Origin of the sequence: Sphingorhabdus sp. (genome assembly GCF_044374345.1) — a bacterium.
In the GTDB taxonomy this organism is placed as follows: domain Bacteria; phylum Pseudomonadota; class Alphaproteobacteria; order Sphingomonadales; family Sphingomonadaceae; genus Sphingorhabdus_B.
The window spans coordinates 1-14,801 of sequence record NZ_JBILOS010000049.1 but is presented as its reverse complement, the minus strand read 5'-3'; the positions used below and the strand labels follow the sequence as shown (position 1 = coordinate 14,801).

The window sequence follows — 14,801 nt, the reverse complement described above, 5'->3', positions numbered from 1 at the left end:
GATTATGGTGCATTCGTTGACTTGGGCGGCATCGATGGCCTGCTGCACGTCACCGACATCAGCTACAAGCGCATCAATCACCCAAGCGAAATCATCAACATTGGTGACACCGTTAAGGTTCAGATCGTTCGTATCAACAAGGATACACAGCGCATCAGCCTTGGCATGAAGCAGTTGGAAAGCGATCCTTGGGATGCAGCGGTTGCAAAATATCCAGTGGGCACAAAGCTCAAGGGTGCAGTCACGAACATCACCGAATATGGTGCGTTCATCGAACTCGAAGCCGGTATCGAAGGCTTGGTCCACGTTTCGGAAATGTCATGGACAAAGAAGAACGTGCACCCTGGCAAGATCGTTTCAACAAGCCAAGAAGTCGACGTTGTCGTTCTCGACATCGACATGGAAAAGCGCCGCATTTCGCTTGGTCTCAAGCAAGCGCACGACAATCCATGGGCATCGTTTGCTGACAAGTTCCCAGTTGGTTCGACCGTTGAAGGCGAAGTCAAGAACGCGACCGAATTCGGTCTGTTCATTGGTCTCGACGGCGACGTTGACGGCATGGTCCACATGTCCGACATCGCATGGGGCATCACCGGCGAAGAAGCATTGCATCTTCACCGCAAGGGCGAAACCGTCAAGGCAATCGTCCTCGACATCGATGCAGAGAAAGAGCGCATTTCGCTTGGCATCAAGCAGCTTGAAAAGGGTGCCCCATCGGCAGCCGGCGCTGCTTCGGCAAGCGGCCTGAAGAAGGGTGCGACCACCACTGTTACTGTTCTTGAAGTACGCGATGGCGGACTTGAAGTGCAGGCCGGTGAAGATGGCGCAACTGGCTTCATCAAGCGTGCCGACCTTGGCCGTGACCGTGACGAGCAACGTCCAGACCGTTTCCAGGTTGGTCAGAAGTTCGACGCAATGATCACTGGCTTCGACCGTTCGAAGAAGCCAAACTTCTCCGTCAAGGCGCTTCAGCTCGCTGAAGAGAAGCAAGCTGTTGAGCAATATGGTTCGTCGGATTCCGGCGCATCGCTTGGCGACATCTTGGGTGAAGCGCTTAAGGGCGTGAAGAAATAAGCTTCGGCTAATTCACAACCCCGATTTATCGGAACAAAAGCCCGCCCTTTTCACGAAGGGCGGGTTTTTTTATGCTCTCCAAAACCAACATCGGTAACGCCGTTGTAATATCGGTAAATTTCTGGCATTTCGGAACCATTACGAACGTCAGACGCTTGAGAAGCTGCCTTGCAACTTCAGTGAGCCCGATGTGAAGGAAATAAAATGATCCGTTCAGAATTGATCAAAAAGCTGGAAGCTGAAAATCCCGAGTTGAAAACAGAAGAGGTCGAAAAGATTTTGGATCTGTTTTTCGACCAGATCATCCAACGTCTCGCCGACGGCGGACGTGTGGAACTGCGTGGCTTTGGCGCCTTTTCAACGCGCGACCGCAGCCCGCGTAAGGGCCGCAACCCGCGCACCGGCGCCGCGGTTGATGTTCCTTCCAAGCGCGTACCTTATTTCAAACCCGGCAAGGAAGTGCGGGAGCGGCTTAACAAATAAGCTTGGGCTGCAAAGCCCCTTGACCGTGCGGACGTAATGCTGTCTGCGCAATGTCATGCGGATGTGGCGGAATGGTAGACGCTACAGACTTAAAATCTGTTGTCCTTTTGGGCGTGCGGGTTCGAGTCCCGCCATCCGCACCACCTTTTTTCTTAACGCGCGGCGTGTGCGCTCAAAATATCTGCCACCCTGCATAACCTGACCTTAGTTGCGCGGCGCTTGCCTACGATAGCTCAGCGCCTCTGCGATATGGATGCGGCCAACATCGCTCGACCCTGCAAGATCGGCAATCGTTCGGGCGACCCGCAAGATGCGCGTGTAACCGCGCGCGGATAGACGCATTGCTTCTGCCGCTTGCGCCAGCAATTTCTGACCAGCGGCATCAGGGCTGGCAAAGGCGGCGAGCGCATCACCGTCCAAATCCGCATTGGTGCGCAGGCCAGTCCCCGCCAGACGCGCGCTTTGCACATGGCGCGCGGCATCAACGCGCGCCGCAACCTCGGCCGATCCTTCGCTAGGCGGCGGCAGGACAAGGTCCGCCGCACTCACCGCCTGCACTTCCACATGCAGATCGATGCGATCCAGCAACGGTCCTGATATCTTTGCCTGATAATCTGCGGCGCAGCGCGGTGCGCGGCTACAGGCCAAAGCAGCATCGCCCAAATGCCCGCACCGGCACGGGTTCATGGCGGCAACCAGCTGCACATTGGCGGGGAATGTTACATGACTGTTTGCGCGCGCAATGCTGACTTCGCGGGTTTCAAGCGGTTGCCGCAAGCTATCGAGCACAGCGCGCTGAAATTCGGGCAGCTCATCCAGAAACAGCACGCCCAGATGCGCAAGGCTCACTTCGCCCGGCCGAATGCGCAGGCCGCCACCGACCAGCGCCGGCATAGAAGCGCTGTGGTGCGGCGCGCGGAATGGCCGTGTGCGCATCAACCGCCCGCCCTCCAACGTACCGGCCACCGATGCGATCATCGACACTTCTAACGCTTCAGCGGGCGTCAGTTCGGGCAATATACCCGGCATGCACGACGCCAAAAGCGACTTGCCCGCGCCCGGCGGCCCCACCATGCACAGATTGTGGCCACCCGCCGCCGCGATCTCAAGCGCGCGCTTGGCGGTTTCCTGCCCCTTGACCATTTTCATGTCGGGGCCAGCTTTGCGCGGTTCGGCGATTCCGGGTTCGGGGCTGCGCAGCAGCGATTGGCCCTTCAAATGATTCAGCAGCCCAAGCAAATCCGGCGCGGCGATCACTTCAATCTCGCCCGCCCACGCCGCTTCGGACCCCTGCACCGCCGGACATATTAACCCCATGCCGCGTGACGATGCGTGCAGGGCCGCCAACAGCACTCCGGGTGATCCCGCAACGCGGCCATCCAGCCCAAGCTCCCCCACCACGACATATTGGGCCAGCGTCTCTGCATCGACCAACCCCATCGCACCCAACAAGGCGAGCGCGATGGGCAAGTCATAATGCGACCCTTCCTTGGGCAAGTCCGCAGGCGACAGGTTGATCGTGATCCGTTTGGGGGGCAGCGCAAGTCCAAGTGCGGAAATCGCGGCCCGCACGCGTTCGCGGCTTTCGGCAACGGCCTTGTCCGGCAATCCCACGACCGCGAAGCTCACCACGCCGGGTGCTATTTGACATTGTACCTCGACACTGCGCGCTTCGAGCCCGAGATAGGCAACCGTCGAGACTATCGACACCATATTGTTACCCCGCATGACTCAACTATGGACCCCCGCCGCACTGGGATGAAGCTGCAGCGGAGGTCCGGTCGACCGGTCCAGCAGTCGACAAGCATCCGATGCGCGAAAAATCCTGCGCAGGGCAACCGCTGCCGGTTCGTATACGAAGCGTTGGCATATCATTTCCGAGCCGAAACCGGGATCAGTCGCGCATCTTTTTAGCCATGTGCGGTTACGCCTCGCGACTTTCATGGGTGGATTGATAGATACCAACCAATTGTTATGCTTTTCACATTATCGCGAGTCGCCACCCCCTTCTTTGCACTGCCCGTCAGCGCGCAACTGGAGCACTTATATGAACGCAATGACCACACCTCGCTGGCTGACTTGGGTCAGCATCCTCTTTCTGCTCTGGAACCTCATCGGCGTCGGCGCCTTTGTCAGCCAGTGGACGATGTCAGCCGCTGACATCGCCACGCTGCCACAAGTGCAGCGTGATTTATGGCTATCGATGCCGGGCTGGGCGTGGGCGGCTTATGCCATTGGCGTTGGCGTCGGAACACTTGGCGCCATCGGCCTGCTGATGCGCAAATTTTGGGCACCGCTTGCCTTTTCATTCAGCCTGATCGCGATCATCATCCAATTCAGCTACCCCTTCGTGATCGCCAGTGGCGCGCAAACCGACATCGCCATGCTCGCCTTCCCGATGTTCATCATCGTGATGGCGGTGGTGCAGTGGCAACTGTCACGGCACTGGCAACGCAAGGGGTGGCTGGCCTAAATTTTTCCGAAACGGGAGGCGATGGCGCGATTGGTCGCGTTGGCAGAAGCCTAAAAATCCACCTGCTCATAATGTTTGGGCGGGGTGATGACTTCCATCCGTTCGGACAATAATGGGCGGAAGCTTGGGCGCGACTTGAACATCGCATACCAAGCCTTGGTCTGCTCATGCCCCGTCCAGTCAATTCCGCCGAGATAATCAGCCACCGAAATTTGTGCGGCTGCGGCGAGGTCCGCCATGCTCATAACCGCGCCGGACAGCCATGCCCGGTGATCAATCAGGTAATCGATATAATCGAGATGCCCGTTGGCCAGCTTCATGGCTTCACGCAATATTTTGGACTCGGGCGGTTGCCGGTCGATCAGACGCTTTTTCATCCGTTCGTGCAGAAGCGGCTGCGTTACATCGCCATAAAATTGTTCGTCAAACCACGCGACCAGCCGGCGTGTTTCGGCGCGATATTGCGCCGTGCCCGTGATCATCGGATTAGTCGCAACGGTTTCATCAATATATTCGGAGATCGCGACCGAATCGACCAATGTGATATTGCGTTCCGGGTCGCGCATCACCGGCGTGCGTCCGGCGGGGTTCATGTGCAGAAATTCGTCGCGCTGTTCCCACGGATTTTCGCGCACAAGGCTGTACGGCACACCCTTTTCGCCCAAAAGGAGTCGTACCTTACGCGAAAACGGACACAGCGGATATTGATGGAGATGCCACATAGGTATCTGTTAGGACCGGTTAACCAAAATGTGAAGGGGTGCGCCACAAAAGCGCATAGATTAGTTGGATTTGGAAACTTCGCCGGGTTCCCGTTTGGCTTCCTTCGCCATTTCCGCTTCAATCTTGGCCTCGGCCGCCTTCACCTTGCGTTCGGTTTCGGCATATTGGCTGTCAAAATCCTTCTGACATCCGGCCAGCGTGAGCAACAGAATGAGGGAAGCAAGACGCATCAATAATCCTTTTTATACCGCACATTGACGTTGGACGTTCCGCCGCTGCCGATCTGGCTTAAAATCGAAAGCGCGGGCGTCAGGCTGATTTCCAGCTGCGTTGCTGTATATCCCCGCGCGTCGGTGACGATTTCGACATAGACATCATTGGTAATATATTGGCCAAAAGCCACCGCCATACCGCGCCCCGTGATGTCATCCGCGCCCAATATGCGCAGCCGGTCCAGTCCCGTTGCCGACTGCAGCACGCCAAGCGGATTAAGCCCGCCCGGCCCGCCACGCAAATTGTTCAGCGATTCTGCCAATTGCACCGCCTGAATTGCAGACAGTTCGCCGATCGAATTGCCAAACAATATCCGCGCCATAATCTCGTCCTGCGGCAATGCCGGGGTCGAGCTGAAGCTGATGTCCGGATTTTGGCCCGTGCCCCTGATGTTCACGCGCACCGTTGTGCCGTCGACGTCACTGGCGGCGGCGACGCGAATCGACGGGTTGGCTGCAGGGCCGCCGTTGAAGGATATCCGCCCGCTTTCCAGTTCGAACGACCGTCCGGCAAAGCCCAATGTGCCGCGTACCAATTCCATATCGCCCGAAATCAGCGGTGCAGCGCTGGTGCCCGTTATCCGCAATTTTGCGCCCCATTCGGATTCAAGGCCCATGCCGGTGACATATAAGTTGCCGGGCGCTTCGAGCGCGATGTCGAGTTTCCAGTTGCTGGGCAGGCTTGCGATCGCATCGGCATCACCCGACACACGCGGACGGCGAATTGACTGTTTGCGGCGGACACCTGTGAGCGTTGCAACCTTCGCCGCGCCCTGTCGGATGATTTTGAACCGCGTTTCGGGCAGGCGCAACTTACCGCGGATCAGTGCAGAACCATCCGGCGCATTGGTAACGGTGATTTGTCCAGTTGCCGTTGTCGAGATCAGCTCGCTTCGGGCAACACGTGCACGGTCGAGATCAAGGTTCAGCTGAACCGGGAAGCCTTTGGCCGAGCTAAGATTGACAATACCCTTGCCACTGATCGTCCCGTCGCCCGCCTTTGCGTTCAGCTCGGTCACGTCCAACTGGTCGTTGGTAAACAGACCGCGGATGCGCAAATTGGTCAGCCGCGTGCCATAAGCATCATTTTCGTACATCAGATCATTGGCGCGGACAACGCCGGTCAGTTGCGGTGTTTGAACGCGGCCCGAAAAATCCGCCGCAACGCCGATATTTCCGGACAGGCTCTGATCCGCCAAAGCCGCCAGCGAAAACAGCGTATCTGCGGGACCATTATAGCGCACGCCACCCGACAAGGGCGCGGCAAGCAATCGTTCGGTCCAACTGGCGGTACCGGGCGGTAGCGGCGTCAGGTCAATCTGGACACGCCCCACAGCCGCACCACGCCGCCGGATAATCGCGCGCGCATTGCCGCCATCGGGCAACAATCGCGCGACCAGACTGATATCGACAGGTTGCGAACGCGACCCCAGATTTGCGCGAACGAAGCTGCTGATTTCCAACCGTGCATCCGCGCGCGGAAACGCAGCCAAGGATGCTTGCGCCCAATCGATGCTTCCGGTGACTGTTCCGCTCAGGCCAGGAACGGGAAAGAGAGGATTCAATGCGGCGATGTCGACCTTGTCCAACCGTGATTGGAATGACATCGTATCGCCATAGCTTCCGGCCAACCGAACCGAACCTTGCGCCAGTTTGATGGTGCTCGGCAAAATGTCATAGCTGCCACGGCGCGGAATGATGCGGATGGGACCAGCGGTTGCGAAATCGACGCTGTTCGCCCGGCCCTTGGCAGCGATGCGCCAAAGCTGCGGGGTGAAATCTGCATTGGCGGCGACGCGGAATGGCACTTCGCTTCGGCCCTCCGCCAATATCTGCCCCGTCCCTGTCCCATCGCGATAGTTGATCTTTGCCCGGGCGGCGGCAATCGCGATGTCGTTCAAAATGGCATTTTCTATCTGAACATCCGCGACAATCTGCGGACTGTCATACAGGATCATATCGGCTTTGATGATGCCGCGGCCAATCGCGAGTTTTTGCGCGCCGGCGAGTTCCGCATTCAACGCCACCGCATCCACGACGGCGCGTTGGAAACCGCCTTGCGCCGAAAGGTCAATTGTACCGTCGAACCCAGCACCTGCGCCGGTTAGCGTGCCGACAAAGGGGCCCGCCGCGGCTTGCTGGATACGACCGGTAATACCGATGCCCGCAAAATTGCCCCGCATGATGTCGATCGTGAGGGGGCCATCGCCCGAAAGCACATCGGCATCGCCGCTGATCGGACCATAATCGGTCATGCCCGTCAGTGCGAGCGCGTAACCCCGCTGGCTTTGCGTGACGACACCGACCACATTGGATAATCCAACGCCAAAACCCGGATTGGTCGCGGTGATGCGATATACCGGATCGTCAAAAGTCCCGGTCATCGCGACAGCCACGGGCCCATATTGGTTCGAATAGCCAAGCCCGTTAAATGTTACGCGGCCACCTTGGGCAACGTACGTTCCCGTGCCGCTGTTCAGCCGGAACAACGGCGAAACGACGGTCGCACGGGTAATCTGCAATATGCCGTTGCTGCCGTAACGAATGCCGGCATCGACAAACATCTGCCCGCCCAGAAACTTTTGCGCACCCGCACTGAACAATCGCGTCGAACGTGCCTTCAATGTGCCGACCAGCGCATAGCCTTTGCCAAATGTAGTTTCGATATCAACGTCGGCGACCACGTTAAACAGCCCGACCGAGTTCACTTGGAAGCCGTCGACTTTCCCGTCCAACGCGGTCGTGTAAAAACCCTTGTTAACATCGCCGACCAGCAAGGCCGTGGCGTTGATGCGGTCTGACCTGATCTTCAGATTATCCGAAAGCAAACGCCCCTTCGCGATCGCCAAATCACCGTTCAGGCGCACGTTGGTCAGCAAGCCACCGGCAATTTGGTTGATACCGCTGACGCGCTGCGCACGGGCGGTAACGGGAATCAGGAAGCGGTCGGCCGCGCCTTGCGCCTCACCACTCAGCGTCACATCCTCAAAGGTCGTAAGGCCGAATGCCAAACGCCTGGCGGTCGCGAAATAGGCGACGGTGGGCTGGGCAAATGCACCGTTCAATAATGCCTTGCCGCGGACATTTGTCCCGCTGACGTTTGAACCGATGATGCCGGGCCGAAGCAAACGAATGTCCAAGGCAAGGTCGCGGAAACGCGCTTCGCCCAAGTCGGCAATGCCATCTGCGCGCATCTCCATCGCGGCCGAGCGCAATGTCCCGCTGATTTTCGCAGTTCGTTCGGCAAAGCTTGCCGCCATGTCGATGTTCGCCACGGGCGATAATGCGCGCATCAACAGGCTGTTCGCCATGAACTTGGCAGGCGCGGCGGTGCCCTTTGCAGTGAAGGTGCCTTCGCGCGCGGTCAGGGCAATGTCCGCAACTTTTTCCGTATCCATTTGCGCAGACAAAGCGCCGTCCCATTTGCGCCAGCTGCCACGGCCAGCGAGGGTCATCGTCATGGGCACGTCACGTCCCATCAGCCCGGCCACAACGCCCTTGGCCGGTGCGTCGAGGTTCAGGTCGACATCGAAACGATTGTCCTCCGGCACGGCATCCAGTTTCAGGACGATGCGGTCACCCCGAAGGCTGCCCGCCGTCGCGGTGACGATTGCGCGGCGATCGGCAATCTGGACCTTGCCCGACAGCGAGGCGACTTGTTCCTCGCCCGTGATGCCTTTTGCAAAGACAATGCGGTCAATTTGCAGCTGACCGATATTGATATCCAAATCAGGCAGCAAAGGGTCACCCCGGTCGGGCACCATGCGGAATGCCGGCATCCGTGCGACGTTGAGCGTTGGCGCGCGCAGCGAGGTGATGTTTACGCCGCTGGAGAAATAAGACAGCGGGTTCCAATCGAGCCGGATTTCCGGCGCACGGGCAAAGCCGCCCTTGGGATCGCGAAACTGGACATCGCGCAGGATGGTATCGCTGTAAATCGAACCCTCAATTTTCCCGATCCGGATGTTGAGGCCATTTTCCATTTCGTACGCAGCAATCTGCCGCGCGACAAAATTCCGTCCCGATTGGGTATCCAGCCACACATAGCCACCGGCGATCACCAGCAACAGCAATGCCATGACCGCCCCGGCCCCAATGGCTATGCGCCGCCACATCATCAAAACGCCTGTCCAATCGACACATAGACGCTGACACGCGATTCACCCAGTCGCCGGTTCACAGGCGTTGCGATGTCCAGACGGATGGGGCCGAAATTGGTGTAAAAGCGCCCGCCAACCCCGACGCCAAACCGCCAGTCATTGAACTTTGGAATGCTCGATTCATATGCTTGGCCCGCATCGACAAAGCCGACCACGCCATAATTGCCAAAACGAGTGCGGCCTTCCAGCGAAAATTCATTCATGCTCCGGCCACCCACCGGATCATTATTCGGATCTTTCGGGCCAAGCTGTTGATAGCCAAAGCCCCGAACCGATCCGCCGCCGCCGCCATAAAAGCGCCGCGAAGGGGCAAGGTTATCGCGTGCGATGCCGGATATCGTCCCCACCCGCGCGCGCGCGGCCACAACGATATTGTCTTTCACCGGATGATAATAAGACGCATCAAGAATGGCCCGCGCATAAATCTGCTTTCCCGTCCCAAGCGATGTCTCTGGCGACACGCGCACATTGACGCGATACCCTTTGGTCGGGTCCAATAGATTGTCCGACCGGTCAAAGCCGACTTGCCCGGGAAGCGCCGCGACATAAAAGATCTGCCGGTCGCGAAGCCCGCGCGCGAAATCGAACTGGTCTTCTGATGTCGCCAATATTTCAGCGCCAATCGACCATGTAAATTTCTTTTGCCAGATGGGCGTCGATACGAACGACATCGTTCCAGCCAGACGCCCGGTATAGGCTTCAAAAGCGTCGTAATTGCTGTGCAAAGCGGTCAGCGATATGTCGATATTGCGGTCGCGCCGTCCGGCATTCGCCCGCGCGACGGATATGCTCGCAGCTTGTTCTTTTGTGCCCACCACGCCCGCTGCGGTCAGCGATCCTTCCGGGGAAAACAGGTTGCGATGTGTCCAGCTTACATCGGCACGCAAGCCCTGCCCTGTGCCATAGCCTGCGCTGCCCGCAATGGTGCGCGGCGGTGCCGCTTCCTGCCGCACAAGCAAGTCAGCATAAGGCGTTCCATCTGGCGCGCTGCCCTCACCCGGGACAGGTTCAACAGATACCGTCGACAGCAAGCCCGTGGCGATGAGCGCCGCGCGCAAATCGTCAACTTTCCGGCTGTCATACAGGTCGCCGGTCTTAAACCGCCGCAATATCGAGACATGGTCGGCGTCAAAAGCCGTGCTGCCTTCGGTCCGCAATTGCCCGAAATAGCTGCGTGCGCCCGTTTCCACGGGCAAGCTGTAGTCGCCAATGCCCCTGTCGCTATCCAGCAATATATCCCGCTCGCCAACCTTTGCAAAAGGATAGCCATTTTGGGGCAACTCGACCGTAATATTCGCTTCGGCCGCCAAGATGATGTCCGCGACAATCGGATCGCCGCCTTTGGGAACAAAGCTGCGGCTGATAAGATCCGCGGGCTGAACGGCAGGCGCGGCAAAAGCGATCTGCCCGAGATAGTAACGCCGTCCGGGCACAACCGTCAGGATGACGTTCAAGGGCTGGCCTTCCACAACAGATGGCTGAACCACGACACGCACATCAGCGTCGAAAAAGCCTTGCCCGTTTAGAATGTCCAATAGCAACTGACGGTCGGCGCGTGCACGTTGGCTGATTTCTGCGCGGTTTTCCGCCGAACCATCACCATCGTTGAGCACCGACAGGCTATCAAATCTTGCGCGCACATCACGCCAAATAGCGGCTTCCACAGCGACCCCGTCGGCGTCTTTGGCAATATCGGTTGTCTTTGTGGCATCCAACCCATCGATGCGCAGTACATAACGCAACGCCCGCGCCTCACGTTCGGCAGCCTGCGTTGGTTCAGGACTTGGTTCCGCATCAAAGCTATCAATGGGTAGAAGCGGATCGTCCAGCAACGGGTCTATGACGGGTGTATCGGGCAGGATTTCCACGGCATCGCCATCCTGCACGGCTGCGATAGCGGGATCGGCAGCGGCTTGTGCGGCCTGCTGCGGGGCCGTGCCGCCTTCTTCCTTTGCCTCTTGTTCGGCCTGCCACGCGTCGATGCTCTCCAACGGCGCGTCGTCCAGTGACGGGATGGCGGCGTCGAATTCCTCCTCGCCAATGATTGGCGTTTGCGGATCAGCAGGTGCGGGGCTCAAAACTTTCAAAGGCGCGGTTGATGGCGCCTGCACGGGCACAACGGCACCGGCAGCCGGATTTTGCGCGAGCAAAGGTGCGGCCGTACAACCAAGATACAAAAAGGCAGTTAATCGGATCAAACAGACATCCCTTCGCGCCCAACGTCCCCTTATGCACAAGGTTCCATCCAGACACATCAATATCCGTTACCGTGAAGAGAATAGGATGCCAATGATAAGGCACGGGGCGAACCAATTATCTGCAGGCGGGCGCAGGTCGGCCTTGAAAGCTTTCGGGTGGTGGTGCAAAGCGCCAACCAATTCACACGCTGCATGATGGAGCATTTATGCAAGGCAAGTTGGTAACGATTTTTGGCGGCAGCGGTTTTCTGGGCCGCTATGTGGCGCAGGCGCTGTTGAACCAAGGCGCACGTATTCGTGTGGCCTGCCGCAACGTCGGCGGCGCCAATCATATCAAGCCGCTCGGCAATGTTGGCCAGGTTCAATTGATGGCGGCTGATGTGCGCAAGCCGGATAGCGTGGCACGCGCCGTGAAAGATGCGGATGCGGTTATCAATCTTGTCGGCAGTTTCGACAATATGGACGCTGTGCAAAATATCGGCGCAGGCATCGTCGCGCAGGCTGCAGCCTCCGCCGGTGTCAAAGCGCTCGTGCATGTGTCGGCCATTGGCGCCGATGCACACAGCGAAGCGGAATATGGGCAAAGCAAGGCAGGCGGAGAAGCCGCCGTGCGCGCGGCATTCCCGTCGGCCGTCATCCTTCGCCCATCCATCGTCTTTGGCCGCGAAGACCAGTTCATCAACCGCTTTGCCGGAATGATCCGCGCGCTTGCTGTCGTTCCCGTCATTGGGGCAGGCACCAAGTTCCAGCCGGTATTTGTGGGCGATGTCGCCAAGGCGGTCGCAAAGGCCGTGGTCCATCAGGACGGCAGCACGCTTGAGCTGGGTGGCCCCCAAATATTTTCGATGATGGAGCTGAACCGCTGGATCGCCAAAGCCATTGGCCGTGATCCCCTGTTTGTGGAAGTCCCCGACATCGCGGCAAAGCTGCTCGCAAAGGGCACGGGTTGGTTGCCGGGCGCGCCGATCACGGAAGATCAGTATAAGATGCTGGGCAAGGACAATGTCGTGACCGGCACCGACGGGCTGGCGGCCTATGGCATCGTGCCGACGCCGCTTGATACAATTGGCGCTGACTGGTTGAACATCTATCGCCGGCATGGTCGCTTTGGAGGCGGTCAGTGAGCGATTGGCTGATCGCCGTGCTCCTCGGTATTATCGAGGGGCTTACGGAGTTTCTGCCCGTATCGTCCACCGGACATCTTATACTTGCCGGTGAACTGGTTGGATTTACCGACAATAGTTCGATCGCGTTCAAAATTGCCATCCAGCTGGGCGCAATATTGGCGGTGCTGCTGGTATATTGGCAGCGTTTTTGGGCCGTCGGTATGGGGTTGTTGAAAGCACAGCCCGGTCCAATCGCGTTCACGCGCAACATTCTGCTCGGCTTTGTGCCAGCGCTGATCATCGGCATTGTCGCGTACGACGCCATTCGCGCCGCCATGCAAACGCCAGAAATCGTCGCCATCGCGCTGATCGTCGGCGGCATCATCATATTGGCGCTTGAACGGATCGTGAAAAATGTCCGCTTCCATTCGGTTGAGGACATACCGTTCGGCACAGCCTTATCCATCGGCCTTGTTCAGTGCACCGCGATGCTGCCCGGGGTGAGCCGGTCAGGCGCGACGATTATGGGCGGGCTGATGATGGGTGTCGAACGCAAAACGGCGGCCGAATTTTCCTTTTTCCTTGCCGTCCCAACGATGATGGCCGCGACCGTCTACGCGCTATGGAAAGATCGCGCACTTCTGAGCGCCGATGATCTGGACATGATTGCCATTGGCTTCACCGCCGCATTTGTGGTTGCCGTGATCGTGGTGAAAGCGTTTGTGGCGCTGGTGGGCCGATATGGCTTTGCTCCATTTGCCTATTACCGAATCATTGTGGGTTCAGCGGCTTTGCTGTGGCTGGCCATGCGGTAAGGGCCGAAACGGTCATAAATATGTGAAATAATATTGCGCGAGACCCTCATTTAGGCCCCAAATATACATCATATGACAGTGAAACTGTCCTATTATTCGGTTTTATAGGTGACATCCGCCGTTTGCCGCGGTAGGCGCGGCGCATATTCAAGGAGTGTGCGCTGTGGCCAAAGACCCGATGCTAAAATTTATCTCGAAACCGCAGGCCTACCCTGAAAAGCGGGCTGCGCAGCTTCGTGCAGAAGATTTTGCCGAAATCGCCGAGCGTTATGCGTCCGACGACGCTGCGGATCAGGCATCGCGTTGCTCGCAATGCGGCGTGCCATATTGTTCGGTGCATTGCCCGTTGCACAACCATATTCCGGATTGGCTGCGCCTGACCGCCGAAGGGCGCTTGCGTGAGGCGTATGAGCTGTCCAATCTGACCAGCACAATGCCCGAAATTTGCGGCCGCATCTGCCCGCAAGATCGCTTGTGCGAGGGCAATTGCGTCATTGAATTTTCCGGCCACGACGCCGTGACCATTGGCTCTGTCGAAAAATATATCACCGACACCGCTTGGGAACAGGGCTGGGTCGAACCCGTTGCGGTCGGACCGTCGCGCGGGCAATCGGTTGGCATCATTGGCGGCGGCCCGGGTGGCCTGACCACCGCAGAATATCTGCGCGTCGCGGGATATGACGTGCATGTCTACGACCGCTACGATCGCATGGGCGGCCTGCTGACATATGGCATTCCCGGATTTAAGCTGGAGAAAGACGTCGTCATGCGCCGCGTGAAGCGGCTTGAGGATGCAGGAATCCATTTCCATCCCAATTTCGAAGTTGGCCGTGACGCCACGCTCGACGCATTGCGCGCCAAGCATGACGCCGTGTTGATTGCGACCGGCGTGTACAAGGCGCGTGCAGTGTCGTTGCCGGGCGGCGATCTTAATGGCGTGGTGGCGGCATTGGATTATTTGACCGCGTCGAACCGCAAGGGCTTTGGCGATGCTGTGCCCGCGTTCGAAAGCGGCGCGCTGAATGCCGAGGGCAAGAATGTTGTCGTCATTGGCGGCGGCGACACCGCGATGGATTGCGTTCGCACCGCGATCCGCCAAGGCGCCAAGTCGGTCAAATGCCTCTACCGCCGCGACCGCGAAAATATGCCCGGTTCGCAGCGGGAAGTTGCCAATGCAGAAGAAGAAGGCGTCGAATTTGTGTGGCTGTCCGGTCCCAAGGGCTTTGAAGGCAATGGCCAAGTCGAGCGTGTTCAGGTTTCGAAAATGCGCCTTGGTGCCCCCGACGCATCGGGTCGCCGCGCGCCAGAAAATGATCCGCAAGGTGACTTTACGCTAGATGCCGACCTTGTGATTACCGCGCTTGGTTTTGAAGCCGAAGACCTGCCTGTATTGTTCGGCGCGGCTGACCTCAACGTCACGCGCTGGGGCACCATTCGCGTCGACCATAATACGCAGATGACCAACCTCGACGGTGTGTTCGCCATTGGCGACATCGT

At 58.3% G+C, this 14,801-nt stretch carries 11 protein-coding genes and 1 tRNA gene; 7 read left to right on the top strand and 5 right to left on the bottom strand.

From position 1 onward, the window contains the following. The 3 genes from ACIQ5B_RS06585 to ACIQ5B_RS06575 form a co-directional block, all read left to right on the top strand. Positions 1 to 1,074, top strand: a 1,074-nt coding sequence (locus ACIQ5B_RS06585; RefSeq protein ID WP_397598319.1) for a S1 RNA-binding domain-containing protein, incomplete at its 5' end; no start/stop codon positions are given. A 204-nt stretch (positions 1,075 to 1,278) separates the two neighbouring features. Continuing rightward, a complete protein-coding gene (locus tag ACIQ5B_RS06580; protein WP_395635472.1) occupies positions 1,279 to 1,557 on the top strand; it encodes an integration host factor subunit beta in 279 nt (92 codons plus the stop codon). Positions 1,558 to 1,614: 57 nt separating this feature from the next. Further along, positions 1,615 to 1,700, top strand: a tRNA-Leu gene (locus tag ACIQ5B_RS06575). Positions 1,701 to 1,761: 61 nt separating this feature from the next. Here ACIQ5B_RS06575 and ACIQ5B_RS06570 read toward each other — a convergent pair. Further along, a complete protein-coding gene (locus ACIQ5B_RS06570) occupies positions 1,762 to 3,270 on the bottom strand; it encodes a YifB family Mg chelatase-like AAA ATPase (RefSeq protein WP_397598320.1) in 1,509 nt (502 codons plus the stop codon). 334 nt (positions 3,271 to 3,604) lie between these two features. Between ACIQ5B_RS06570 and ACIQ5B_RS06565 the strand changes: the two genes are divergently transcribed. Beyond that, positions 3,605 to 4,030: a sugar transporter gene (locus ACIQ5B_RS06565; RefSeq protein WP_397598318.1), complete on the top strand. Its 426-nt coding sequence runs from the start codon at positions 3,605 to 3,607 to the stop codon at positions 4,028 to 4,030. A 50-nt stretch (positions 4,031 to 4,080) separates the two neighbouring features. Here ACIQ5B_RS06565 and ACIQ5B_RS06560 read toward each other — a convergent pair whose 3' ends face one another. Genes ACIQ5B_RS06560 through ACIQ5B_RS06545 form a run of 4 tightly spaced genes read right to left on the bottom strand, consistent with a single transcriptional unit; the run spans position 4,081 to position 11,383 of the window. Next, on the bottom strand, positions 4,081 to 4,752 hold the full coding sequence (locus ACIQ5B_RS06560; RefSeq protein WP_183939356.1) for a glutathione S-transferase family protein: 672 nt from the start codon (positions 4,750 to 4,752) through the stop codon (positions 4,081 to 4,083). 60 nt (positions 4,753 to 4,812) lie between these two features. Then, positions 4,813 to 4,983 (bottom strand): hypothetical protein, encoded by a 171-nt coding sequence (locus ACIQ5B_RS06555; protein ID WP_397598317.1) that lies wholly within the window; start codon positions 4,981 to 4,983, stop codon positions 4,813 to 4,815. Then, positions 4,983 to 9,143 (bottom strand): translocation/assembly module TamB domain-containing protein, encoded by a 4,161-nt coding sequence (locus ACIQ5B_RS06550; protein ID WP_397598316.1) that lies wholly within the window; start codon positions 9,141 to 9,143, stop codon positions 4,983 to 4,985. The genes ACIQ5B_RS06555 and ACIQ5B_RS06550 overlap by 1 nt, the downstream gene beginning before the upstream one ends. After that, entirely contained in the window at positions 9,143 to 11,383 is a 2,241-nt protein-coding gene (locus ACIQ5B_RS06545; protein ID WP_397598315.1) for an autotransporter assembly complex family protein, read from the bottom strand. The genes ACIQ5B_RS06550 and ACIQ5B_RS06545 overlap by 1 nt, the downstream gene beginning before the upstream one ends. Positions 11,384 to 11,589: 206 nt before the next feature. Here ACIQ5B_RS06545 and ACIQ5B_RS06540 point away from each other — a divergent pair, with 206 nt between their 5' ends. The 3 genes from ACIQ5B_RS06540 to ACIQ5B_RS06530 all read left to right on the top strand — a co-directional run. Continuing rightward, complete coding sequence (locus ACIQ5B_RS06540; RefSeq protein WP_397598314.1) at positions 11,590 to 12,507, top strand: complex I NDUFA9 subunit family protein; 918 nt, start codon at positions 11,590 to 11,592, stop codon at positions 12,505 to 12,507. Continuing rightward, on the top strand, positions 12,504 to 13,304 hold the full coding sequence (locus tag ACIQ5B_RS06535; protein ID WP_397598313.1) for an undecaprenyl-diphosphate phosphatase: 801 nt from the start codon (positions 12,504 to 12,506) through the stop codon (positions 13,302 to 13,304). Before ACIQ5B_RS06540 ends, ACIQ5B_RS06535 begins: the two co-directional genes overlap by 4 nt. A 163-nt stretch (positions 13,305 to 13,467) precedes the next feature. Beyond that, positions 13,468 to 14,801: NAD(P)-dependent oxidoreductase (locus ACIQ5B_RS06530; RefSeq protein WP_397598312.1), on the top strand; the 1,334-nt coding region annotated here is incomplete at its 3' end.

Coding starts and splice junctions, on each gene's coding strand:
- ACIQ5B_RS06580 (WP_395635472.1), top strand. CDS start 1,279: ATGATCCGTTCAGAATTGATCAAAAAGCTGGAAGCTGAAAATCCCGAG.
- ACIQ5B_RS06570 (WP_397598320.1), bottom strand. CDS start 3,270: ATGGTGTCGATAGTCTCGACGGTTGCCTATCTCGGGCTCGAAGCGCGC.
- ACIQ5B_RS06565 (WP_397598318.1), top strand. CDS start 3,605: ATGAACGCAATGACCACACCTCGCTGGCTGACTTGGGTCAGCATCCTC.
- ACIQ5B_RS06560 (WP_183939356.1), bottom strand. CDS start 4,752: ATGTGGCATCTCCATCAATATCCGCTGTGTCCGTTTTCGCGTAAGGTA.
- ACIQ5B_RS06555 (WP_397598317.1), bottom strand. CDS start 4,983: ATGCGTCTTGCTTCCCTCATTCTGTTGCTCACGCTGGCCGGATGTCAG.
- ACIQ5B_RS06550 (WP_397598316.1), bottom strand. CDS start 9,143: ATGATGTGGCGGCGCATAGCCATTGGGGCCGGGGCGGTCATGGCATTG.
- ACIQ5B_RS06540 (WP_397598314.1), top strand. CDS start 11,590: ATGCAAGGCAAGTTGGTAACGATTTTTGGCGGCAGCGGTTTTCTGGGC.